We start from the raw sequence: 26,073 nt of genomic DNA, 5'->3' as shown, positions 1-26,073 counted from the left end.
TTAACAACATGAAAAAAATTAAAAATATATTATTGCTGGCTTTGGCAGTATCGGCTGTTTCCTGTTCAAAGCAATTAGATATAAATTCGGATCCCAATAACCCAACCGCAGTCAAATCAAGCGTTTTATTACCTAGAATAGAAAAATTTCTGGGATCAAGCTTGGCGAGTGGTTCAGAAGGTGGTTTTGGACAAAATTTATCAGTGTACATGCATCAAATGACGATGTATGGAGATGCCGATCAATATGGAGCAAGTGCAAGTGATTTCAATTGGGGACAGGGCTGGGATTTTGCTTATAGAAATGTACTTACAAACACGGATATCATTATAAAAAGTAGTACTGAATTAGGTGACGTTAAATATGCAGGTATTGCAAAAGTTATAAAAGCCTATACATTTTCTGTATTGGTTGATCTTTATGGATCAGTACCTTTTTCGGAATCAAATCAACTTGTGGAGGGAATTAAGTATCCTAAATATGATGATGGAAAAGAAATCTATCCAAAATTAATCGCATTACTTGATGATGCGATTGCAAATTTTAACGATAAGTCAGAATCGGATTTAAATATTCCTGGAAATGACGATGCGATTTATAAAGGTGATATTAAGAAATGGTTAAAAGCAGCAACTTCAATTAAATTTAAGCTCTTGCTACAACAGCGTAAAATTAAAGATGTATCGGCTGATCTTAATGCTTTAATAAATTCTGGAAACTTAATATCTTCTTCTGAAGAATCGTTTATGGTACCTTTCGGGCCAAATGGTGCTACTGATGATCGTAACCCTGGGTTTGGAGAATATTTTGCGAGTCAAAGGACAATGTTTGTAAGCCCTTGGTTTTACGAAATAATGAAGGGGTATAATGCTTCAATTTTTACAAATATTGCAGACCCCCGCATTCCCTATTACTTCTACAATCAGATTAAACCAACTACTCCCTTTAATGGAGATTTAGAATATCGAGATGGCGGATTTGTATCTAGTTATTTTGGAAGTCAAGGACCAAATAAAGCTAAGAATAATCAAAATAGTTATACAATGTTAGGGATTTATCCGGTTGGTGGTCGTTATGATGATGGAAATGGTGGTGCCGCTTCTGCTAGTAGTGGTACAGGTGCCGCGCCATACCGTTTGATTACTTATTCAGATATTCTGTTTTGGAAAGCTGAATTAATTCAAAGTAATGTCATTTCGGGAGATGCGGCGGGAGCATTAGAAGCAGCAATGAATGAATCGATAAAAATGGTCGATAATGTTGTTAAATCCAGTGGTTCAGCACAAACAATTCCTGCACTTTCAGGTTCTCAGGCAGCGAAGGATTTTGTAATTAAAGTGAAAAATTCTTTTGCATCTGCTAATGCAAATAAGAAATTGGAGATCATCATGACTCAAAAATGGATTTCTAATTTTGGAGCTTGGGTAGAACCATATAATGATTACAGAAGAACAGGATATCCAGTTTTATTTGATCCTGCCAATTTTGGCGGTGTGATGACTCCCCCAAGTGGTGGTAATGGTGGTGAGGATTCTCCTTCCGTTAGTGTTATCCAAAGCTTAAAATTCCCGAATTCATTGCCTTACATTTTAGATGAGATAAGTAAAAATCAGAATGCCCCTGCTCAAAAAACAGATTTGAATTCTGCCAAAGTATTTTGGATGCCTTAATAATTGAAAGAAATGAAAAAAATAATATATTCAATAATGCTGTTGACTATTGTTATAGTATCAGCATGTCGCAAAAGCGATAATCCAGCGATGCCTGATGGCATTGTTTATTTGAATCAGCCCACTATAAAGAAGGTGTCTGGTGATATTGCTGTTAAAGATAATGAACCTGACAAATTTACTGCAAAATTTAGTGTTGATCTTTATTTTAAAAATTCTGAAAAACCTAAATATTTGGATATTGTAGTGATGAAGAATGGCGATGCTAAGAACGCAAAAGTTGTTAAAAGTGAAGTTAATAGTTTTCCAATTAATATTGACATCACGGGAGTTCAATTGAAATCTCTCTTTGGGACGATCGTTAGTGGGGATAATTTTGATATTGGAGCTAATTACATTACAAACGATAATAAAACATATCTTGCATTTCCTTTAGGAGGAGGAGCTCCTTATGGTTCAACTGTAACACAGCAGCCAGATGCTTCACCTTTAATTCGATATTCCGCTATTTGTGGTTTTGATATTGATGATTTTATAGGTAATGGTAAGTTTGAAATTGTTGAAGATGGTTGGGGTGATTTTGGAGCAGGAGATGCTGTCACTGTTAAAAAGACAGGTGCGACTCAATTTACGATTTCTGCAATTGATCCAGCTTTTAAAGATTTTGTAGTTGACGTAAATACTGCAGATAATTCTGCTGTCATTAAAAGTATGTTAGTTGGTAACGAAGCAACAGTTACAAGTGTTTATGGTGGCGGTGGTGCTTATGGCTCCTTAACTGTGGCTACTGCAGGTGCAAGTTCTGCAAGTTTTGTTAATCCTTGTCAAGATGAAATTCAGTTAAATGTACAATATGTATTTTCAAAATATGGAAATCAAGGTGCTTTTGTTCTGAAATTGAAAAAATCAAAATAAAAAATTCTGTAATATTCTACAAAGCCTGATTATTTAAATAATCAGGCTTTTTGGCTTAATCTTACTCTCATTAAATTCTGTCTCCATGTAATACTTTTGTGGAATAAGTTTCATAAAATTAGATTTTTTGCTTCTTCAATTTGCTTTCAGGTACTAAGGATTTATTTTACTTAAATAATGCATAAAAGCTTTCTTTATATTGATATATTTTTAAAAAGAAGCGATACAGGTCAAATTAGATTAATCTTTAAGCTCAAAATCAATTCGCTTTTAAGAGATAGACTAATTGTGTAAGTTCTACTGGAAGTTGATTATATAATTTTAAAAAAATAAACTTTGGTGAAAAGTTTGGATAATTATTATAATACCGATCGTTAATGGCACTTAGTTTCTTAAATATTAAAAATAGTGAACAACCAATTTTAATCTTTGATTATTTAGTTTATCGTATTTGCTGCAAATTTACTATTCATACTTACTACATTATTTCTAATATTATAGGATTAATTTCTTTCAGATTGATCTTAATAATAGTACTTCTTTCATTTCGAAAAATTACGTGACATTTTTCTATTTTTTAGAATATTTTTTTTGTATCAGTGTACTGTTACATTTCACCATACATTTTAAAAATAATTATTTCATATTTATGTGTTTAAACCTATTTATTGTGCATTTCTGAACTTATATGTAAATTTTAGATGTAAAAATTTGGTAAATTAAATTAATCTATTAACTTTGGTTTTAACATTATTTAACATATTGCGGTAAGAAGATATTTCCTTAGATATCGAACCTCAGCGATTGAATGATGCACTAACAAAATTTAATCTTAATTCTTTTGAAATTAATTGATAATTATAATAGCGAGAAAAATGCAATCGATTGCGTTGAAATAAATTCTCGACAAAGTGTTTCAAAAGATAGTAATATTTGATTTTTTTAAACATAGTTACTTAACCAAAGTCTTGTAGAGACTTTAAATACTTAAATAAACATAAACATATGAAACAAACATTACTCAGTTTTTTTGTGGGTAGTATGATTCTAACTTCTGTGGCGTTTGCTCAGGATAAAAAGGTTAGTGGTCGTGTAACAGGAGCTGATGGGAAACCATTGGTTGGTGTGACGATTGCTGTTCAAGGATCTAACTTAGCTACCCAAACGGATGCGAATGGAAATTATTCATTCTCAGTTCCAACCGGAAAAGTTATTGTATTCCGATCGATAGGATATTCCGATAAAACATTAATTGTCAAGGAAGGACAATCTTCATTTAATGTTACTTTGGATAATAGCGCTTCTTCTTTGGAAGAAGTGATAATTACAGGTTACGGAAATGTTAAAAAATCGGATTTTGCAGGATCGGTTGCTGTTATTTCTAACAAAGAGATAGAAAATAGACCGGTCGCCAATATCACACAAAACTTACAGGGACGAGTACCAGGACTATTAGCAAATTCTGGTTCAGGACAACCAGGAGCACGTGCAAATGTCATTATTCGTGGTATTAAATCAATACAAGGAGCGGGTACACAACCTTTATATGTAGTTGATGGAGTTCCTGTCTCAGACAATAGTATTGCTAACCTTAACTCAAATGACTTTGAAAGTGTTACCGTATTAAAAGATGCGAGTGCAGCAGCTTTGTATGGTGCTAGGGGCGGAACTGGAGTAATTGTAATTACAACTAAGCAAGGTAAAAAAGGAACTTCAGAAGTTACCCTGCGTTCTCAATTTGGAGTTACAAGACCACCGAATTTTGACCGGTTAAATATGATGAGTACAGCAGAATTGCTGGCCTTTGAAGAACGTTCTGGGGTTATTACTAAAACAAGCAATGCTGGATTTTCTAATGTACCTGGATGGTATTATAGTCCTTTAAATCCAGCTAATGCAAATTTAAGCGACATTCAGAAAGAACGATATGCCTATTTATTAGATAGTACACGTAATATAAATACTGATATTGGAGATTTATTTTTTAGAAATGGATTAAGCCAAAATTATGAAATTAATTTAAGGGGCGGAGAGGAAAATATAAAATATTACAGCTCAGTAGGATATTATAGTCAAGATGGTATAGACAAAACATCAAACTTTAAACGCTACTCAGGACGTTTTAATTTGGATTATACCAAAGGACGATTTAATGCACAGTGGAATTCTAATATGACTTACTCTACAGGTAGACAGGCGATTGGAGATTCATGGGGCAATAGTCCTTTAAATCCTTTTCAAATGATTTACCGTGCTAAACCATATGAAAATCCATATTTAGCAGATGGAACCTTGAATTTTGGTGCAGGTGGAACGAACTTGAATTTAAAAAGTTTAGCCAATGTAATAGAAACTCAGGAAAATTCCAGATGGAACGAAAATAAGTGGAAAATCAATACGGGCTTAAATCTTTCCTTTAAAATTACTGATGATCTAACCTTACGAAATGTATTGGGAGTTGATGCAGATAATAACTTATATGAGTATTATATTAATCCAGATTCTTATCGTGGTAGTCTTCAAACACATTTAAGTGGTTTTGCAAGAGAAGCTACGTTGATTAATGCACAAATTATTAATACAACGAGCCTATCTTATAATAAAACATTCAATGAGAAGCACACTGTAAGTGTAGCTGGATATTTTGAAGGTTTGCGTACTTATAATAAAGGTAGCGGCTTTTTATTGTATAATTTAAACAAATCTTTACCGTGGACAGGACAAGGAGCAAATCCACTTCCTACCAATGGAGCAGCGACTATGCCACAAAATGCACGTAGTGCTAAATCGGGTTATGGTATCCGTTCATATTTTGCGAATGCCAGCTATTCTTACGCTGATAAATATGCAGTAAATGCAAATATCCGTCGTGATGGTACATCACGTATCTTAAACGATGCAAATAAAGAAATTACAACTTGGTCTGCAAGTGCTGTTTGGAACATGCATCATGAGGATTTTTTAAAAGATAATCAGATTATTAATAATTTGAGGCTTCGCGGATCATATGGTATTACACCTAATATTGGAAGTATTACTGTAAATTCATACGATGTTTATGGTTTTAATGTACCTAATTATCTTTCAGCTCAACTTCCTGGTTTTGGAACAACGAGTTATGTAGGATCTTCCGTATCTGGATTGTATCCAACAACACCTGGTAATCCTAATTTGAAAATTGAGAATATTACTAAAGCAAATTTAGGTTTCGATTTATCTGTATTAAATAGCCGTATTAATTTATCCATGGATTTTTATAAGGAGACTACTAATGATTTATTTGTAAGTCAACCTTTGTCAAATACAACAGGATTTAATACGATGGCTATTAATGCAGGTAAGATGTCTAATAAAGGTTTAGAGGTAGCATTAAGTGGCGATGTATTAAAAACTCCAGATTATAAAATCACATTGGGATGGCAACATGCAATTAATGTTAATAAGATCGAGGATTTAGGCTCAGTTTCAGAGTATGAATCAGGTACGTTCATTATTCGTAAAGGATTGCCATATGGATCGCATTATACTTATCATTACCTAGGCGCAGATGTTGAGACTGGTCGCCCAACATATTATGCTCAAGATGGTGTAACCAAGGTTTATACGCAATCAGAAGCAGGTCGTTTTGCGACATTTGGTACTTATCTTCCAAAGCATGTCGGTGGTTTTACTGTTGATTTGAGCTACAAAAGATTTTCAGTTTCAGGATTATTCTCCTATCAGTTTGACGTCGTGAGAAGTAATAATGCTCGTAATTGGATGACAGATGGAAGTTTAGGATTTACTGCTAGTGTAAGACAGTCTCGTGAATTGATTGACAATCAATGGTTGAAGCCTGGCGACGAGAAGTTTTTTCCTTCACCAGCATACTCTAAAGGTTTTACAAGCTCAGATCTAGAAAATGCTAAATTTTTGAGATTTAGAGAGCTGAATGTAGCTTATAGCTTACCTGGATTTAATGTAGCAGGTAAATCAGTTCTAAAAGGAGGAAGTTTATATTTCACCGCTTATAACTTGGCTATTTGGAGCCCTTGGACTGGTCAGGATCCAGAAGATAACAATAATATTAGTGCAAATGAGTATCCAAATCCTAGAATGTTTGTTTTTGGTATTGATTTCAAATTTTAATTTATGAAAAGACTATTTTTAAATATATTCCTTGCTGGATTTATTATTTCAGCAACCACTTCTTGTAATAATCTATTAGATATTAAAGAAACTGATTTCTTGGGAGGGGATTTAGCTTTGCGAACCGTTAAAAACAACGAATCTTTGTTAATGGGAGCTTACGCTGCATTGGGAAGTCAATCGGATATTGTTGGAGATGGTGCAGCAGAAATGGATATTCGTGCTGCTGGTGTATTTTCTGATGAACTTAAGCCGGGAGACTTTTATGCCGCTCAAACAACGCATGAATGGCAATTCTCTCCTGATGATGTGGGCATTCGTGATTCGTATACCGCAATTGATAATTTTTATCGTGTTATTGATCGTGCTAACAGAGTTTTAACTGCGCTCCCGAATGCAGTGACTGAAGCTACTTCGGATGAGGCTCTAAGAAAAAAAATTAAGGGTGAAGCTCTATTTCTAAGAGCGTTTTCTCATTTTGAGTTGTTTCGCTACTATTGTAAAAATTATGATCCTGCAGGATTAGGCATGATTTACATGACAGAGTCGTCATTGGTCTCTCGTCCAAGAGATTTAATGGGACCATATTTTGAAAATATCTTAAAAGATATAGCCGAAGCTAAGCCTTTATTGGCACAAGATGTAGCGGATGTATATCGAGCAAATATGTTGTCAGCAGTTGGTTTAAACTCAAGGGTAGCATTATACATGCGTAATTGGGCCGAAGCAGAGAAGTCTGCAACGGAGTATATTAATGCATTACCATTAGCATCAAAGTCTGAATTCGCAGGTATATGGACTGATGAAAATAAGAAAGAGATTGCCTTTAAACTTGCAAGAACAGTATCAGCAGGAAGAGTTGGTAGTATTTACCGTGGCGTTTTTGCAAAAAATGCGGCTGGTAATTTAGTTGCACCTTCTAGTATATCCTGGGTACCATCTGATAAATTATGGAATATGTTTGACAAAACAAATGATATTCGTTTTAAAGAGTATCTTATTGACGAACCAATTTTGGCAGCAGTTACGGGAAAGCCTTCAAAAATTGTTAACAAATATCGTGGGTCAGGTTATGCTACAACGAATGAAAATGTTAATGATATCAAGATTTTCAGAACTGCTGAAATGTATTTAATTAGAGCAGAAGCAAGAGCTGAACAAGGACAATTTACAGGTGCAAATAGTGGTGAGTCAGATTTAAATGCCCTAAGAGAGGCTAGAATAAATTCTTATAGTAATCAAACATTCCCTTCTAAAGATGCTTTAATTCAGGCTGTTTTGGATGAAAGATTCAAAGAATTGGCATTTGAGGGACATCGTTTTTGGGATATAAAAAGAAGAGGCCTACCTGTACAACGTTTAGCTTCTGATGCTCCTAAACCAGAATCGATGACATTGAAAGCTAATGATTATCATTTTGTTCTTCCAATTCCGAATGCTGAAATTTCTGGAAACCCTTTGATTCAACAGAATGAAGGATATGCAACAAAATAAAACATAAAAATTATTCTCCTTTTTTGAATTAAAAAAGATAATATTATAATATCTAAAACAGTACAAGTGGTTTTGCTTGTACTGTTTTTTTTAGAAGCTATTTGTATTGGGAATATTTAATGATGATGGAACATTTCTAATTCAACCCATTATCTTGTCTTTGAAAAAACTAAAATCGCTTTGATTTTTGTTGAGTTCATAGTTATTAAATTTTAATAAAAAAACCTCATATACCACTTTTCTCTTAGATTGTTTATACCAATTTATACTTTCATGAAAATAAGCTTACAATTACTGACATGTTTACTTTTTCTAGTTGCTTTCAGGCAGTCTGGTTTTTTTTTGTATAAAAACAGTAAGCTAGCTTCCTTTCATATATGTTGTCTTGCAATAACCACACTGATTATAAAAATTTAATCTTTAACTTCAAATTGAATACTTCCGACAAAGAAAAATGAATATGGAAAGTCTCTACTTATAAGATTTTTGAAAAAAATAAAATTAAAGAACAATTACAAATACTGTATTTACCAATCACTTACTGTCTTGTAATGTGCTGAAAATGGGAGAGATAGTGTTGGATAATGCGAGGCCTAATTTTGTAGATGTTGCAGTTTATTGCAAATTCTATTATTTATAAACATTCTCCTTATCCTACTTGTAAAAAGTTAATACTTCTCAAATTGATCTAATAATCGTAATTCTTTTATTTCGAAATATTAATTTACGATTTTAAATGGCTACCTATCGAGCTTTCCAATATAGTTTCTTAGTTAGTGTAATGCTACATCGATTATTGATTTTAAAAATTATAATCAAAAATTCATGTGTTTAAACTTATTTATCTTGCGTTTTATTACCAATATAAAAAAAATAGTTGCAAAAGTTTGGCAAATAAAAATAATGTTATAACTTTGGTTTTAACATTATTTAACACATGATGTTAGACAAATATTTTTAAAATATTTGCAATCTGCCACATTGAAAAGCACCCAAGCACTATACAATCGTATTTCTTTTTTAATATTAAACTTGGCAAATAGTCACATGCATGAGAGAAAATGCAATCGATTGCGTAAAAGCGATTAGTGATGAAATGTTTAAAAAAGATTAAAATATTGATTTATAGTTGTTTGGCAAACGAAGTTACTTAACCAAAGTCTTTAATTAAGACTTTACACACTTACATAAAAATAAACATATGAAACAAACATTACTCAGTTTTGTGGTGGGTAGTATGATTCTGACATCGGTCGCTTTTGCACAAGAGAAAAAGGTTGCTGGTCGCGTTGTAGGCGCCGATGGCAAACCTTTAGTTGGAGTGACAATAGTTGTAAAGGGGTCAAATCAAGCTACTCAAACCGATTCAAATGGAAACTATTCCTTTTCTGTACCTACGGGAAAGATTATTGTTTTCAAATCATTAGGTTACGGTGAAAAGACATTAATTGTTAAAGAAGGTTCTTCAATATTTAATGTTACTTTGGAAGATTCGAGAGAAGAGCTTAATGAAGTTGTTGTTGTCGCTTATGGTACTGCTAAAAAAGAATCACTAACGGGTTCTGTATCATCAATTGGAGCAAAAGATTTAGAAAAAAGACCAGTAACAAATGCTTTCGCGGCTCTGGAAGGATCAGCAGCAGGTATTCAAATAAACAATACTTCAGGCATGCCTGGTGATGAACCAAGTATTAGAATCCGTGGTTTTTCATCCTTAAATGGATCTAATGATCCGTTATATGTAGTTGATGGTGTTCCTTTTGGTGGTAATATTTCTGATATCAATCCCAATGATGTTGAAAGTATTTCTGTATTGAAAGATGCATCTTCATCTGCGTTATATGGTAGTAGAGCAAGTAATGGTGTAATCATTATTACAACAAAAAAAGGAAAGGCAGGCCGTTCTCAGGTAAATGTATCGACAGATCAGGGATTTTACTCAAGAGGAATTGCTGAGTATAGTCGTGTAAATGATAGACAATTTATGGAAGCAATGTGGACAGGATACCGAAATAACCTGTTGAGCACGAACTCCAAAACTTATCCAACAACAGAACTCGCTAATGCTGAGGCTTCCAAGTCTTTAATTAGTAACTATTTGAAATTAAATATTTACGATAAAGAAGATGATAAATTATTTGATGAAAATGGAAAATTGGTTTCAGATGCACAGATAAAAAATGGATATCGTGACGATTTAGACTGGTTTAGTGAGGTTGATCGTATTGGTCACCGCCAAAATTATAATATTGATGGAACCACTGCAACTGATAAAGCTAAAGTATTCTACTCTACTGGATATTTAAATGAAAAGGGATACATTAAAAATTCTGGATTAAAAAGGTTTACTGGAAGATTGAATGCAGAACTCCAAGCTAAAGATTGGTTTAAATATGGTTTCAATTTAGCTGGTTCTCACCAGATTTCGGATAGAATTAGCGGTTCCACAGATGACGCTAGTTCATTTACGAATCCTTTTAATTACGCGCGCTCAATTGCACCTATTTATCCAATTCATCTACATAATGCAGATGGAACTTATGCACCTGGTCTCTTAGGTGAAAAACAGTACGATAATGGAGAATCTACACGATTGCAATATGTTGGACGCCACACAATTTGGGAAAATGAATTGAACAGCGATCAAACCATTCGAAACACAATGAACGGTAGAGCTTTTCTAGAATTTAAGTTTTTAAAGGATTTTACTTTTACGGTTAATGGTGATTTAAATGTACGTAACTCCGAGCGTCGTACCTATAATAATGCGATTATTGGTGATGGCGTAGGACAGGGCCGTGCTGCAAGACGTACTTATAGATATAAGAATTATACAGCCCAACAATTGTTAACTTGGAATAAAGATTTTGGCGCGCATCATATTGATGTATTGGCGGGTCATGAAAATTATTATGATAACATGAGTTACCTTTATGGGTATAAGACAGATGAAATCTTCGCTGGTAAAACTGATATGATCAACTTTACAAAGATTACTTCTTTGTATGATTATCAAGAAGATTATCGTGTAGAAAGTTATTTGTCTCGTGCTCGATACAATTATGAAGGGAAATATTTTGCGGAAGCATCTATTAGAAGAGATGGATCTTCTCGCTTTAGTGCAGAAAACCGTTGGGGTAACTTTTGGTCATTAGGCGGTAGTTGGATCGTATCGAAAGAAGATTTCTTCAAGAATGCTTTAAATACAGTAAATGACCTTAAGGTAAGAGCGTCTTATGGTGAAGTAGGAAATGATGAAAGTGCAAAAAAATATGCGCATTTATCACTTTACGCAATGGACCAAAATGCAAATGCAGGAGCAGTTTATAAAAGTCAGATTCCTTCCCCAGACTTAATCTGGGAAACTTCTAGCTCTTTTTCTGCAGCAATCGAAGCGAAATTGTTCAAACGTGCTAACTTAAGTATCGAGTATTTCAATAAACAATCAAAAAATTTGATTTTTGATCTTAATTTACCGTTATCAGCGGGGCCTAACTCCACAAGTACTGCTGTTTCAACTGTAACTAAAAACATTGGATCAATGTCTAATAGAGGTATCGAATTAACATTCGACGTAGATGTATTAAGAGGTGAAGGTTGGAGATGGAATGTTGGTGCAAATGCGACTTGGTTAACAAACAAAATTTTAAGTTTGCCAGAAGAGAACAGAGAAAATGGCGTTATAACTGGAAACTTCAAATGGGTTGAAGGTGGTGGACGTTATGATTTTTGGATGTTTAAATATGCCGGGGTAGACCAAATGACAGGTAAATCGCTGTATTTAGCAGACACAGAAAGATTTAATGTGAATGGTTCTGCACCAGATAAAGCGGCAATACCTGCGGCCGAACTAGTTGAGATCAACGGAAAATATTATGTTACCAATGCTTCATCTTATGGAGTAAGAGACTGGTCCGGATCGGTTATCCCAAAAATGAGCGGTAGCTTCAATACAAACTTTGAATATAAAAATTTCAGTTTATCAGCTTTATTCACTTACGCAATCGGAGGTAAAGTTTTTGATTCTTCCTACAGGGATTTGATGAGTATGTCAGGTACTCCAGGGGCTTTACACACGGATATTATGAACTCATGGTCCGGTATGCCAGAAGGAATGACTACGACATCTGAAAATAGATTAGATCCCAATGGAATTCCAGCTATCAACTTTTCACAAAGTAATATGAATAACTTTACGAGTGACCGCTTTCTTATAGATGGATCATATCTTGTTGTGAAAAATATAGCATTTGGATACCGTTTGCCAAAACAGTTGATCAATAGAATTGATTTGTCTTCAGTAACAATCGTAGCAGGAATAGAAAATTTGGCTACAATGACAAAGCGTAAAGGTATGAACCCGCAACAACAATGGAATGGTATAAGTACAAATGCTTGGGTTACTCCTCGTACTGTATCTTTTGGTGTAAAAGTTGGACTATAAGAATTTAAACAATGAAAAAAATTAATTATATAAAGTTATTATTATTAGGAGTTGTCTCTCTCTCGTCTTGTAATAAGGATTATTTAGATACACGTCCTACAGATTCTGTAGAGAAATCTGAAGTTTTTGCAACCACAAAAAGCGCTAAAGTTGCTGTAAATGGCCTTGCCAAAATGATGACTCAGCAATACTTAGGTACCCAAGGTTTCAATGGAGAAGGCACAATAAAGATGTACTACGGTAACTACCCAGGTAACAATTTTTTTGTCAATCTAAGTGGTTGGGCTGATATCATTAACTCCAATTATAATCAGAACTTAACAAGTATCTATTTATATTATCCTTGGTATTATTATTATAAATTAATTGCAAATGCAAATGAAATTGTATTAAATATTGATGGAGCTGAGGGCCCTGTGGCAGAAAAACAATTTATAAAAGCACAGGCTTTAACTTTCAGGGCATACAGCTTTATGATGTTGGCTCAAATTTATGGAAATAGATGGAGTGATTCAAACAATGGACAAACAGCAGGACTGGTTTTAAGAACTGACGTGTCGACAGGAGATATGCCGTTATCTACTCTTGGACAAACTTATGATTTAATTTATAAGGATTTAAGCGATGCGATATCCATGTACGATGAGTCAAAATTAAACCGTGAATCAGGGAAGAACTTTCAGGTTAATAGAGATGTGGCTTATGCTGTTTATGCAAGAGCAGCTCTGAATAAGCAAGATTATGTCAGCGCAGAAAAATATGCGATTCTAGCTCGTGAAAATTACAAATTGATGAACAATGATGAGTATAAGAGTGGGTTTTATGATCCAAATGGTGAATGGATCTGGAGTAGCTATGGTGCTGCAGATGAAACGCTATTCTTTTACTCATTCCAATCCTATATAGCTTATAATTCAACGGCTAGTGCGGCTAGAACTACACCAAAATGTATCAGTAGAGAGCTTTTTGATAAAATCCCAGCTTCTGATATCAGAAGAGGTTTATTTTTGGATCCTAATGGTGAGGCATATACAACTGCAACTGGTATTGCAGGTACTGCAATGAAAGCGAGAGCATTTCAAACATTTCCAGATTTGCAATCGACAGCGGTTCCTTATGCTTATATGAATTTCAAATTTAAGGCAAAAGATCTTCCTGGTGTTGGAAATTTAAATCATTTTAGAGCTGCTGAGATGTACTTGATTGAAGCTGAAGCTAAATATTTCCAAAATAAGCCGACAACTTCGGTTCAAGCTACTTTGAATGCATTAAATACTTCTTCTGGCAGAGATGCAAAGTATAATTGTACAAAAACAGGCGCAGAATTATTAAAAGAAATCAAATTATATCGCGCAATTGAGCTTTGGGGTGAAGGATTTGACTGGTTTGATATGAAAAGATGGGGTGATCCGATCATTCGAAACGCGCATGCAAATGGAGGAAATTTCTTGACGTCATTAGCCGTTACGATCAATCCTCAAGATAAAAATAAATGGACATGGTCTATTCCATTAAGAGAGTCAGACTATAATAAAGGCTTAGAATAAATATTAATATTAAAGCCTTGATTCAATTCAACGCCTCCAAGAAGATTTAAGCTTTTTGGAGGCTTTTTTTATGAATATAATTTAATATTATAATATAACTGTTTATCAAGTCGTCATTGAGAATTATTTAATTGAAAATCGAGTACCTTATTCCTTTTTTCGTATATTGTCTATACCAATATAGACTTTCATGAAAATAGGCCTCCTATTGTTGATATGTTTGCTTTTCCAAGTTGCTTTTGGGCAATCAGGGTTTGTTTTGCATAAAAACAAGAAGCTAAGTTTCCCCTTTATATTTGTACATAATCTCGTTATAATACCTATAGAGGTAAATGGTTTTATGATGAATTTTCTGCTCGACACCGGAGTAAAAGAAACAATGGTCTTTGGCAAGTCTTTAGGTGAAGTCGACAGTACAATCTTTAAAAATAAGTTTCAGGGTCTTGGAAGGAATGCCGGTATTGACGGTATTTTAGCGATCAATAATCATGTGATCGTTGGGAAAAAAATGGAAGACATAGATCATCCTATTTTTATTTTAGATAATGAGCATATTGATATTTCATCACGAATTGGGGTAGAGGTAAACGGTATATTGGGAAGTCGTTTTTTTACCGATCATAAGATTGCATTTGATTTCATAAAAAAACGAATAACGGTGTATCCCAATGATAGCAATCCAAAATTATGGTCTAAAATGACCTCCTTACCCTTGGAGATAATTTCAAGTCGCCCGTATGTTGCGATCGTAATACAGCAGAATGAAGATGAGATCGATGGCAAAGCACTTATTGATATGGGAAATAGTGATGCTGTTTTATTACTCAAAGATAAAATACAAAATTATCAAGTTCGTGCTCCTTTTATAGAAGATTATATCGGTCAGGGGTTCAGTGGAGAAATTTATGGATTACGTAATCGGATCAAGAAATTGTCTTTAGGGCCATTTGCTATGTCATATCCTTTAGTCGCTTATCCGGAATTGGAATCAGTACAAAATGCAAAGATGATCAATGATAGGATAGGTTCAGTTGGCAATGAACTGTTGAGACGTTTTAAAATTATTTTTGATTACCCCAATCATCAACTTTATCTAAGTAAAAATAAAAATTTCGACAAATTCTATTACCTCAATATGAGTGGGCTGGAGATTATTCATGATGGTGTCAAATGGGAAAAGGAAGAAGTTCCGGTTGCCTTGAAGAAGGATGGTAGTAAAGAAATTAATTTCGATAATAAGGTACAGTTTAAGTTTGTTTTGAAAACACTTTTTAAAATTGATATGGTTAGACCAAATTCACCAGGTCAGTTGGTTGGGATCATGAAAGATGATAAAATTCTAACTATCAATGGTAAAAAGGCAACCTCATACTCGCTGGAAGATTTAACAAATTTAATGAAATCAGAAGATGGAAAAGAGATCGTAATGAAAATAGAACGAAATGGTGAAAAAATGGATTTTCGATTTATTTTGAAAGATCCTCTGCCTTTTGATCATGATTAATCTACTTTTAGCCAGTGCATAAATAAATTTCTATTTCTAACTCCAATTAAGCTGATCTCGTAATTGAGCAAAACGAACGACTCGTTATTTTTTTCTATGTAAACATTTTGTTAGGTAATTGTAAGCGCTACTTTAAATCAGACTAATACTTGGATCTCTGTGTAAATATCTTGTTATACAGACATTCGTTATGAATTGGTATTGTTTAATATTGATTAACTTTATCGAGTAATTTTTAATATTAATCAACTTAAATCAAACCTTTTACCCATTGTCATTCATTATAAAGTGAAATTTGCATGATTTACGAATAACAGCAATCAAAAATGAACACTGTATTTCTAAAAGCTTTATTACTTTTAAAACCTAAAGGAGGAGCTAAATGATACAGATAGCAACTAGTAATGATTACTAAAACAATTGTATTCTAATGAAAAAGAACCTTATTTTTTTAATTGCCCTATTTTTTGCACAAACCCTTAGTCAAGCGCAGACTGGAAAAATCAAACACGTTGTGCTCGTTGGTTTTGATGGATTAGGTGCTTATGCAATCCCAAAAGCTGAAATGCCCACTTTGAAACAAATGATGGAAGATGGAAGCTATAGCCTTCATGTCAGAACAGTACTGCCTTCATCAAGTGCGGTGAATTGGGCATCTATGTTGATGGGAGCTGGTCCAACTATGCATGGTTTTACAGAGTGGGGAAGTAAGACGCCCGAAATTCCAGCGATAAAAACAACCAAGAATGGTCTATTTCCTTCAATTTTTAATGCAGTAGCATCTAAAAACCCTAAGGCTACTTTTGCAGTGATACACAGTTGGCCAGGTATCGGTTACCTCATTGATAAAAATGTTGTGCAACAAGTCTATAATATGGAAGACAACGAGGATAAGACATTAGAAAAGGTAATTGATGTTATTAAAAGAGATAAACCGACACTTACTTTTGTGCATTTTGATCAACCTGATGGTGTAGGGCATAACATTGGACATAATACTCCGGAATATTATGCCGAACTGAAAAATGTAGACCGTAGAATTGCGCAATTACAGCAAGCTGTTAAAGATGCAGGAATGGAGAAAGAAACTATTTTTGTCATCTCAGCTGATCACGGCGGTATTGACAAAGGACATGGAGGTAAATCGTTAGCTGAAGTTGAAATTCCCTTCGTCATGACGGGTCCAGGTGTACCAAAGGGAAAACAGGTAAATCAACCAATGTTAATTTATGATATTGCACCTACATTGACCTGGTTATTGGGAGCAGAGCAAGATGAGGCTTGGAGAGGTAAGCCCATTAAAGCTTTTCAAAAATAATGATTAAGATCACGTTAAGATTTGATAACAAATTTGAACTCTTTTAAGTTTAATTACAAATAGTAAAAAACCATTTATTGCAATGTTTAAATATTTTCTAACAGCTATTTCTTTTCTAGTACTTATCACTTCTTGTAGGGTAAGCAATCATCCAAAGTCACATCCCTATGTGTACATTCAAAGCGATGCTCGTGAAGCTAAAAAATGGAAATTGGTTTGGGAAGATCAATTTAATGAAACATCCATTGATACGACAAAATGGACAAGAATTTCTGCAGGTAGCGCCGATTGGAATCGCAATATGAGTACAGACGATGCCTGTTTTGCAATGGAAGATGGTAAACTGATTTTGAAGGGAATTAATAATACTGATCTGACAAAAGATCCCCGTCCATTTCTGACAGGAGGAATTTGGAGTAAAGGAAAATTCGCTTTTCAATATGGGCGAGTGGAGATCCGTGCGAAACTTGGGAGTGCTCAAGGTGCATGGCCAGCTATTTGGATGTTAGCGGAATTAGATAAATATGGAAAATATCCAAAAAATGGAGAAATCGATATTATGGAACATTTAAATTCTGATTCCATTATCTACCAAACAACACACTCCTATTATACCTTAGATTTAGGACAAAAAACAAATCCCCAACACGGCGGAACAGCTAAGATCAATGCAGGTGATTATAATGTATATGGCATAAGCTGGTATCCTGATCGAATTGTATTCCAGTTAAATGGTAAAGATACGTTTACATATCCTCGCATAGAAGGGGTTGATAAATCACAATGGCCATATGATCAGCCTTTCTTTCTATTAATTGATCAGCAATTAGGCGGTAGTTGGGTTGGAAAAGTCGATCAGAAACAACTGCCAGTTGAAATGATCATTGACTGGGTTAAGGTTTATCAATAAAATATCTCACAGATCAGATTTAATAGTACCAATGAGTAGCTTTATTTTTAGCTGACAAAAAGTTAAAATAATTAGGTTCATTACAAACAAAACAACTTTAAAAGTTAATATACGATAAACTGTAAAATGAAAAAAAAGTATTATCTATTGACATCCCTATTGGCACTAGGGATGGGTGTTGCAAATGCACAGTATAAAGGTCATATCTTTATCGATTCGAATGGAAATGGTCAGTTCGACAGTGGCGAACGTACTGTTGAGCATGCTGTTGTTTCCGATGGTTATCAGGTTTTGAAAACAGATGCAAATGGACAGTTCGAAATACCAGCAAATCCTGCAGCACGATTTGTATTTGTAACTGCTCCGGCTGGTTTCAAGCCTGCAAAAAGTCATTTTTTAAAAATAAGTCCTGACCGTAAAGAGTATTCAATTGGACTTATTGAGGATACTTCTCAAGATCCGAATGTTTTAAATTTTATTCAAATAACAGATACCGAAACATATTTGTATGGTCCATGGATTGAGAATGTCCGTAAATATGCTGCAAATCAAAAAAGTTCTTTGATCATGCATACCGGTGATATCTGTTATGAACCAGGCATGCGTTTTCATGCGCAGCAAGTAAATAGCCAACTGATGGGCTTACCTGTTTATTATGCTGTTGGCAATCATGATCTCGTAAAAGGAGAATATGGTGAAAAGTTGTTTGAAGATTTGTTTGGTCCGACCTATTATTCTTTTGATGCCGGTCCTGCACACTTTGTTGTTACGCCGATGTGGGGAGGCGATTATAAACCAAGTTATACAAGAGATCAAGTTATCGCATGGTTGAAGAAGGATCTAGAATTGAAGGATAAGAATAAACCGGTTATTTTTATTAATCACGATTTTGATATCGGACCTGACTTTATTCTAAAGGGAAAGACTGAGGAAATCGATTTAAAGAAATATAAATTAAAAGCGTGGTTATTCGGTCACTGGCATAATAACTATTCTTTTGTTAATGCAAGCAGCGGTGTTCGTGTTATTAGTACAAATGCACCTAATAAGGGTGGTATCGATCATGCTGTTGGCCAGTTTCTGCATATTAAAGTTACTAAAGATGGTGTTGAAGATGTTTCTCCAAAATACAGTAATTTGTTTGATCATATTCAATTGATAGATCCGGCATTACAAAGCACTGAAAAAGGGAAAATTCCTTTCCGTGCGCAAATATACGATAGTAATCGAGATGTAGCATCTGTCCACGTGAGAGTACTTGATAGTAAAGGCAATCAAGTAGCCTATGCACCGTTTAAACCATTATCAGATTGGTCATGGGAGACAGAACCTCTTATGAATGTAAGTAATAAAACATGTACTGCTTTTATTGAAGTCAATTACAATGATGGTACCCAGGCAACCAAAAAAGAAACTTTTGGAGTGAATGATAAAGCAAATCAGCTTCAACTTAAATGGACTGGAAACTTAGGTGGAAACACTTGGAAAGTGAGTCCATTACTTGTAGAAGGTCTCGTTTTGGGAGCAACTTTTGATGATGGTGGAAATGGTAAGTCCCAAATTGTAGCTTTAGACGAAAAGTCAGGAAAGACTAAATGGACTTTTTCAACAGCTAATTCCATCAAACAGAAACTCCGTTATCAAAATGGCATTGTTGCGGCAACTGATGTGGCAGGAAATGCCTACGCTTTGGATGCTAAAACTGGGAAGCTGATTTGGAAGAAAGAATTAAGCCAGGGACGATTACCAAGTTATGTTACAGCCGGAGCAATTTATGAAGGAGTATACTATACTGGTTACGGTTCTTATCTGACCGCTTTAGATTTAAAGACTGGCCAAGAGCTATGGAGAAATCAGGATTGGAATGGGGGAGAGGCAATGCCAGGAGAGATCATAGTAACCAAAGATCAGTTGTTTACAGGAGCTAATTGGAACAGTTTATTTGCTCATGACCGCAAGACAGGTAAATTGATGTGGAAGAAAAATGAGGATGGTCTACGTTTTAGAAGTGGTGGAGTTGCGGTAGTAGGTAATGAAGTATATGCAACTGGATTAAATACGGTATTTGTGCTAGATAGATTATCAGGAAACGTTTTACGAAAAAAGACACTTGATTATGATTTCAAAGTAATGGCAACGCCTGTAATAAGTGGCGAACAATTATTACTATCGACTTCGGATAAAGGAATTGTTGCTTTGGATAAGAATACGCTGAATGAAAAGTGGAATTTCACAACTGGAGAGGCTTTAATCTATACCTCATCGTATAGTTCACCCGATCAAAATAAGTTAGTTGCAACTGTAGAGGCAGCTCCGCAGCAAGTTGGAACTGACTTTGTATTTGGTGCGTCGGATGGATTTCTTTACCGTCTAGATCCACAGGGCAAATTAAAATATAAAATTAATTTAGGTGCTCCAATTTTAGCAGAGGTGCTTGTAAAAGATAATTTACTTTATGTGACAGATTTTGCTGGAAACGTATATAGTTTTCAACAATAACTAACACATTTTTGATTTTTGAAAAGGCGAACCATCAGTTCGTCTTTTCTTGTTTTAAATCTTTATTAAAATTTGCCAAATAAAAACTCTCATACAACATTTAGAGTTTAGCAAATAATAAAATAGCACATCACAGGTATTTGTAAATACGATACAAACACTATTTATGCTTTACGACTTTTGCAACATAAGAAATTGTTAACATATGCTATGAAACTTTCTTGTGCAAAATTTTCATTCAAGTTTGAAAGCTGATAAAACTTGGAAATGATTATTCTTTTTACTAATTTATGTTTGTGCTATAATATTAATTGTTTTTGTGATAATAAAAACTTAATATGCATCAGGGTAATTATTTGTGTACTTTTGAGGTTAATTATGGAAGATAATACAATATTTAAGATCAGTAATAAAATTAAGGAAATCCGAAAGATTAACGGGGTTACCATTCAAGAAATTGCCCTTAAAGCTGGTGTCAGTAAAGGGTTGATTTCTCAGATTGAAAATAACCGAACGGTTCCTTCATTATTTGTCTTGATCAATATCATCAATGCACTTGATGTGGATTTAAATGAATTTTTTAAAGACTTTAATTCCGATAGTACGTTGGGGCCTATTATCGTCAAAAGGAAAGAAAATTACGAAGAGTTTGAAAAGGAACAAGCAATTGGATTTCATTATAAGCGAATATTAACCTCTTCTATTGATAGCTCTACTTTAGACATAGTCTTATTGGAACTTCTTCCAGATGCTAAACGGCCTATGGTGGAGACTGAAGCCTTTGAATATAAGTATATTTTGAGTGGTCAGGTTGAGTATGTGTTTAGGGATCAGGTTATTGTGCTTAATGAGGGTGATTCTATTTTCTTTAATGGACGTCTATCGCATACACCGCGAAACATCGGAAAAGATAAAGCAATCATGTTAATTGTTTACTTTTTTGAGCAGAACAAAAAATAGCGAACTCATTTAAGATCATATTATAGACTTTCTCCCATAGAAAGTCTTTTTTTGTTTTAGGCTTAATTCAATTAATTTCTATATTTGTTTACAAATACTTAACAGAAGTTTAGTGATGTATTAATCTTTGAAGTTTACTTTTGGTTGTGGAAAAAAATAACATTTACCAAATGTCTAAATAATGGAATTAACGCAAAGATTTAAACAACGTATTAGTCAACTGGATGAACGCTCTGTTGCCATGATATTGGCCCTTACAGCATTTCTTTGCTATACCTGTATGTATTCATTTAGAAAATCTTTTACTGCCGCATCTTATGATGATGCTTCAGTATGGGGAATCAATTATAAAGTCTGTTTAGTTATTACTCAGATGGTCGGGTATATGTTTTCTAAATTTTATGGAATAAAATTTATTGCAGAAAGTAAGCAAAAGAATCGTGGACGCTATCTGATTATATTGATTTGTATTTCCTGGTTAAGTTTGTTAGCATTTGCTTGGTGTCCGCGTCCTTGGAATATTATTTTTCTTTTATTGAATGGATTTCCCTTAGGCATGGTGTGGGGTTTGGTTTTTAGTTATCTGGAAGGTAGACGTTATACAGAAATAATGGGAGCAGTTATGGCTGTCAGTTTGATTTTTGCTTCAGGTTTGATTAAAACAGTTGGACGTTGGTTAATGGCTACTTTTCCAATAGATGAATATTGGATGCCCTTTTGTACAGGTTTTTTATTCTTACTACCTTTTATCGGATGTGTCTGGTTGTTAGAGCATGCACCGGGACCAACAGAACAGGATAAAGCCTTGAGAACAGAACGAGTAGCGATGGATAGTACAAGTCGAAAAGCGTTTTTTAAAATGTTTAAACCTGGAATTTTGCTTACTGTTGTTATTTATACCATGTTGACAATTATCAGGGATGTTCGAGATAATTTTGAAATTGAAATCTGGGAAATGCTCCATGTAAAAGGCAATGGCATTTTTGCAAAAGTTGATGGTATAATTGCTTTGATTGTATTGGTACTGGTGGCATTGTTGATTGTGGTGAAAGATAATTTAAAAGCATTTAAATTGATTCACATGTTGATTATAGTAGGTTTTCTTATAGCAGGTGGTTCTACTTATCTTTTTAGCCATCAACTTATCGATGGATTAAGTTGGATGTTGCTGGTAGGGCTTGGTCTTTATTTAGCATATATACCGTACAACGCCATCTTTTTTGAAAGGATGATTGCTACATACAAAATGAAAAGCAATATAGGTTTTGTCATGTACTTGGCAGATTCGATCGGATATTTAGGCAGCTTTATAGTTTTACTGAATAAGGAGTTATTACCTAATTCCGTGACGTGGGGAAGTTATTTCATACAATTGGTTTTTTTCGCATCTATCATCGGTGGAGGATTATCCTTACTATCTTTATATTATTTTGCGCGTAAAAAAGAAGCGATGGATAAACAGGAACAGGAGGCAGAGAAACCTTGGTGTGTGAATAGTAGTGATGTTCAAATAAGTTAATAAAAATACATAAAATGAATTTGAGTAAATATGATCTAATCGTAGTGGGAGGAGGAATCTTAGGAACTTTCCATGCCTACCATGCTTTGGTAAAAGGATTACGCGTTCTACAATTGGAGAAAGATAACTATCCGGTAAGCTCAACAGTACGCAATTTTGGACAGGTTGTGCCATCAGGGATGTCTGGAAAATGGTTTGATTATGGTGTTAGAGGTTTAGAAATCTATAAGTCCATTCAAAATGAAATGGATATTTCTGTTCGCAATAATGGCAGTATCTATATTGCATCCGACGCAGATGAAGTACAGATGTTGCATGAATTAAGTGCACATTATAAGCAGGTTGGATATGCGCATGAGCTATGGTCAAAAGAACAGATCTTAAAGATCTATCCTATGATGAAGGACACGTATGTAAAAGAGGCTATTGTTTTTAAACAAGAGGTAAGTGTTGAACCAGATTTAATGATCCATCGCTTACATGCTTATATGCAGACTAAGTTTGAGCAGTATACATTAAAATATGATGCAACTGTAATGGCTTGTGAGGATAATGCCGACCTTGTTAAAGTGACAACGAGTGATATGCAATTATTCGAGGGGGATAAGGTTATCATATGCAATGGATATGAATTCAAAATTCTTTATAGATCACTATTTGACGATAGTGGTTTGAAGATCAGTAAACTTCAGATGATGCGTACAAAGCCGATGAAAGATCTGCATTTACCAGGAAATATTTTAACAGGGCTTACGACAAGACGTTATGAAAGTTTCGAAGAATATTGTCCATCTTTCCATCAAATAAAAGTGCCTGAACACTATAAAGAATTGCGTGAACAGGGAATACATATCTTATTTAAGCAAGCCATAGATGGTAGTATCATTGTTGGAGATTCACATGAATATGCACAAGGTAATCAACTGGATGAATTAGGATTTGCTATTAATTCAAAGATTAATGATCTCATGTTGAATGAAGCGAATCGTATTATCACTATGGATCAGTCTATGATTGCAAGCTCATGGGCTGGATTTTATGCTCAGCATGACAATGATATTTTAGAAGTGGATGTAAGTGATCGTATCCATGTACGTACCGGAATCGGCGGAAAAGGTATGACAGCCAGTGCTGGTTATGCCGAGCAAAGCATTGAAGCGATCTGTGGATAAAAGCAAAAATATAAAGAGTAGTTTTAGAGGCCTAGCATTTAGTTGCTAGGCTTTTTTTATATATCCAGTTGAATATTGGCTTGATATCAGATATGGATTTCGATGAGGTAAATAATAATATTAACTCTTTTTAAAGATATAGTTGATAATTTTTTCTTTTATAGCTATAAAATGATACATTTAGGGAATTAAAAAGAAGTTAACCAATTATAATGAAAAATAAGTTAGGCTATAGATTGCTTTGGGAACGTGTGCGGAATGGTGATGAACAAGCGTTTTTTGATTTATATGCCGCATTATTTAACGAATTGGTGAATTTTGGTATTCGTACATGTGGAGATGCTGATCTGGCGAGTGAAGCAACAGATGAAATTTTCGTTACCATTTGGGAAAAACGAGATCGCCTTGATCGCGTAGAAAATGTGCAGGCATACCTCATTACATTTTTAAAAAGAAAAATCCTGCGGCTCTTAGAAAAACAACATAAAATACAAACTGCTTTGCGACATGTTAAAGCAGAAGATGATTGGATAGAAATGCCCTATGAAGAATTTATTATTAAGGTACAAACAAATGAATGGATTCAGATCCGATTAAGAGAAGCACTCGAAAAATTAAGTTTTCGTCAAAAACAACTCATTCATCTTAAATTTTTTGAAGGATATTCCTACGAAAAAATAGCAGAAACCACTCAAATGACTGTCAAAACTGCGTACAATACTTTGTATGATGCTTTAAAAGTGCTGCGGCAAGAATTAAAAGATCTTTAAATCTACAATAAATTGATGATTTTATTTGATTGATTTAAAGCTTGTTATATTTTATTTTAAAATTTCTTTAGGAAAAAAGTGCAATCGTATGCACTCTATAGTAAAGACCTAAAGAATGAGCCAAAAAGATTATAACAATATTGAAGACTTTTTAATAGATGATACTTTCCAAAAGTATTGTTCTGGAGAAAATACATCTTGCAAACAATATTGGGAACAGTATATTGTCAATCATCCTGAGCAGTTAGAAACGATTCAGCATGCCAAGAGATTATATCAAGTTCTTGTAGGCAACAAACCTGCTGTTAATGAAAGGTTGGAGCATATGAAAGCTCGCCTTAAAGAGGAGACAAATGAACTTTCTATTTTTTCCTGGCATCTATCTCACTTATTTCGTATTGCCGCGGCTCTTGTACTTTTCGGCTTGGCTTACTTCTGGTATACACAGTTTTATTCGAAAAGAATTGAACCGTTGGATCAATTTGTGACCGCCCAGATATTCCAAACTAAAAAAGGAGAGAAGAAAACATTTGATTTGCCAGATGGGACCACAATCACATTAAATTCAGACAGTAAACTGGAACTTGATAAGGATTTTAATGATCATGCACGACATGTCTATCTAACTGGAGAAGGCTTTTTTGAAGTTAAAAAAGATAAAGAGAAGCCCTTTGTAGTTTATGCTAATGATTTTGATATTTCTGTCCTCGGAACAACTTTTAATGTGAAATCCTATCCTAATGATGGAACATCTGAAGCTTTTTTAGTGGAAGGATTAATTGAGATGCGCAGCAAGGGAATTAATGAGAACTCCATGATTATCAAGCCTAATCAGAAAATTATCTTATATAAAAATCAATTTATTGAGGCTAAAAAAAACTCCGCTGTTAAAAAGGAGGCGTTAAAAAGCAGTGTTAAGGAAATCAAAATTCAAGATTTTTCAGTAGATGAACCTGCCGTTAGTTCAAAGGAGATTGCCTGGAAAGATAATCGATTAGAAATCATGGACCAAGATTTTGAATCATTGCGACATACCTTAGAACGATGGTATGATGTGGATATAGAGATTAAAAATAGAAATCTTGAAGATTATCGCTTTACAGCGACTTTTTCAAAAGAAAATATAAACCAAGTATTAAATGCATTACAAAAAGTAGAACCTTTTAATTATGAGATATATGGAAGAAAAATAACCATTTACTAGAAAAAAATAGGATGGCGGA

The 26,073-nt window shown here is 34.3% G+C and carries 15 protein-coding genes; all 15 read left to right on the top strand.

Translation table 11 applies throughout. The features are described from left to right. The first annotated feature begins 8 nt into the window (after window positions 1-8). The 15 genes from EDF66_RS19680 (at window position 9) to EDF66_RS19610 (ending at window position 26,054) form a co-directional block, all read left to right on the top strand. Window positions 9-1,670: a SusD/RagB family nutrient-binding outer membrane lipoprotein gene (locus EDF66_RS19680; protein WP_132844526.1), complete on the top strand. Its 1,662-nt coding sequence runs from the start codon at window positions 9-11 to the stop codon at window positions 1,668-1,670. Window positions 1,671-1,682: 12 nt separating this feature from the next. Beyond that, entirely contained in the window at window positions 1,683-2,585 is a 903-nt protein-coding gene (locus EDF66_RS19675) for a hypothetical protein (protein ID WP_132844524.1), read from the top strand. A 1,005-nt stretch (window positions 2,586-3,590) separates the two neighbouring features. Beyond that, window positions 3,591-6,713, top strand: coding sequence for a SusC/RagA family TonB-linked outer membrane protein (locus tag EDF66_RS19670; protein WP_132844523.1), 3,123 nt, complete (start codon window positions 3,591-3,593; stop codon window positions 6,711-6,713). A 3-nt stretch (window positions 6,714-6,716) separates the two neighbouring features. Next, window positions 6,717-8,207, top strand: a complete 1,491-nt coding sequence (locus tag EDF66_RS19665; protein WP_132844521.1) for a RagB/SusD family nutrient uptake outer membrane protein — start codon at window positions 6,717-6,719, stop codon at window positions 8,205-8,207. Window positions 8,208-9,408: 1,201 nt separating this feature from the next. Further along, entirely contained in the window at window positions 9,409-12,651 is a 3,243-nt protein-coding gene (locus tag EDF66_RS19660; RefSeq protein WP_132844520.1) for a SusC/RagA family TonB-linked outer membrane protein, read from the top strand. 11 nt (window positions 12,652-12,662) lie between these two features. After that, window positions 12,663-14,198 carry a RagB/SusD family nutrient uptake outer membrane protein gene (locus tag EDF66_RS19655; protein ID WP_132844518.1) on the top strand — a complete coding sequence of 512 codons (1,536 nt, stop codon included), beginning with the start codon at window positions 12,663-12,665 and terminating at the stop codon, window positions 14,196-14,198. 340 nt (window positions 14,199-14,538) lie between these two features. Then, the gene (locus EDF66_RS19650) at window positions 14,539-15,702 is read left to right on the top strand and encodes a PDZ domain-containing protein (RefSeq protein ID WP_132844516.1); all 1,164 of its coding nucleotides are present in this window, start codon (window positions 14,539-14,541) and stop codon (window positions 15,700-15,702) included. 430 nt (window positions 15,703-16,132) lie between these two features. Beyond that, the gene (locus EDF66_RS19645; protein ID WP_132844514.1) at window positions 16,133-17,020 is read left to right on the top strand and encodes an alkaline phosphatase; all 888 of its coding nucleotides are present in this window, start codon (window positions 16,133-16,135) and stop codon (window positions 17,018-17,020) included. Between the two features lie 82 nt (window positions 17,021-17,102). Continuing rightward, a complete protein-coding gene (locus EDF66_RS19640; protein WP_132844512.1) occupies window positions 17,103-17,930 on the top strand; it encodes a glycoside hydrolase family 16 protein in 828 nt (275 codons plus the stop codon). Window positions 17,931-18,056: 126 nt separating this feature from the next. Then, entirely contained in the window at window positions 18,057-20,429 is a 2,373-nt protein-coding gene (locus EDF66_RS19635) for a PQQ-binding-like beta-propeller repeat protein (RefSeq protein WP_243656096.1), read from the top strand. 378 nt (window positions 20,430-20,807) lie between these two features. Further along, complete coding sequence (locus EDF66_RS19630) at window positions 20,808-21,389, top strand: helix-turn-helix domain-containing protein (protein WP_132844511.1); 582 nt, start codon at window positions 20,808-20,810, stop codon at window positions 21,387-21,389. A gap of 181 nt (window positions 21,390-21,570) precedes the next feature. Beyond that, entirely contained in the window at window positions 21,571-22,908 is a 1,338-nt protein-coding gene (locus EDF66_RS19625; RefSeq protein WP_183915748.1) for a DUF5690 family protein, read from the top strand. Between the two features lie 14 nt (window positions 22,909-22,922). After that, window positions 22,923-24,080 carry a TIGR03364 family FAD-dependent oxidoreductase gene (locus tag EDF66_RS19620; RefSeq protein WP_132844509.1) on the top strand — a complete coding sequence of 386 codons (1,158 nt, stop codon included), beginning with the start codon at window positions 22,923-22,925 and terminating at the stop codon, window positions 24,078-24,080. A gap of 212 nt (window positions 24,081-24,292) precedes the next feature. After that, window positions 24,293-24,850, top strand: coding sequence for an RNA polymerase sigma factor (locus EDF66_RS19615; RefSeq protein WP_132844508.1), 558 nt, complete (start codon window positions 24,293-24,295; stop codon window positions 24,848-24,850). A gap of 115 nt (window positions 24,851-24,965) precedes the next feature. Beyond that, complete coding sequence (locus EDF66_RS19610; RefSeq protein WP_132844506.1) at window positions 24,966-26,054, top strand: FecR family protein; 1,089 nt, start codon at window positions 24,966-24,968, stop codon at window positions 26,052-26,054. The last annotated feature ends 19 nt before the right edge of the window (window positions 26,055-26,073 follow it).

Origin of the sequence: Sphingobacterium sp. JUb20 (genome assembly GCF_004342035.1) — a bacterium.
Taxonomy (GTDB): domain Bacteria; phylum Bacteroidota; class Bacteroidia; order Sphingobacteriales; family Sphingobacteriaceae; genus Sphingobacterium; species Sphingobacterium anhuiense.
This window is presented reverse-complemented; position numbering and strand designations above follow the sequence as displayed.

Coding starts and splice junctions, on each gene's coding strand:
- EDF66_RS19680 (WP_132844526.1), top strand. CDS start 9: ATGAAAAAAATTAAAAATATATTATTGCTGGCTTTGGCAGTATCGGCT.
- EDF66_RS19675 (WP_132844524.1), top strand. CDS start 1,683: ATGAAAAAAATAATATATTCAATAATGCTGTTGACTATTGTTATAGTA.
- EDF66_RS19670 (WP_132844523.1), top strand. CDS start 3,591: ATGAAACAAACATTACTCAGTTTTTTTGTGGGTAGTATGATTCTAACT.
- EDF66_RS19665 (WP_132844521.1), top strand. CDS start 6,717: ATGAAAAGACTATTTTTAAATATATTCCTTGCTGGATTTATTATTTCA.
- EDF66_RS19660 (WP_132844520.1), top strand. CDS start 9,409: ATGAAACAAACATTACTCAGTTTTGTGGTGGGTAGTATGATTCTGACA.
- EDF66_RS19655 (WP_132844518.1), top strand. CDS start 12,663: ATGAAAAAAATTAATTATATAAAGTTATTATTATTAGGAGTTGTCTCT.
- EDF66_RS19650 (WP_132844516.1), top strand. CDS start 14,539: ATGATGAATTTTCTGCTCGACACCGGAGTAAAAGAAACAATGGTCTTT.
- EDF66_RS19645 (WP_132844514.1), top strand. CDS start 16,133: ATGAAAAAGAACCTTATTTTTTTAATTGCCCTATTTTTTGCACAAACC.
- EDF66_RS19640 (WP_132844512.1), top strand. CDS start 17,103: ATGTTTAAATATTTTCTAACAGCTATTTCTTTTCTAGTACTTATCACT.
- EDF66_RS19635 (WP_243656096.1), top strand. CDS start 18,057: ATGAAAAAAAAGTATTATCTATTGACATCCCTATTGGCACTAGGGATG.
- EDF66_RS19630 (WP_132844511.1), top strand. CDS start 20,808: ATGGAAGATAATACAATATTTAAGATCAGTAATAAAATTAAGGAAATC.
- EDF66_RS19625 (WP_183915748.1), top strand. CDS start 21,571: ATGGAATTAACGCAAAGATTTAAACAACGTATTAGTCAACTGGATGAA.
- EDF66_RS19620 (WP_132844509.1), top strand. CDS start 22,923: ATGAATTTGAGTAAATATGATCTAATCGTAGTGGGAGGAGGAATCTTA.
- EDF66_RS19615 (WP_132844508.1), top strand. CDS start 24,293: ATGAAAAATAAGTTAGGCTATAGATTGCTTTGGGAACGTGTGCGGAAT.
- EDF66_RS19610 (WP_132844506.1), top strand. CDS start 24,966: ATGAGCCAAAAAGATTATAACAATATTGAAGACTTTTTAATAGATGAT.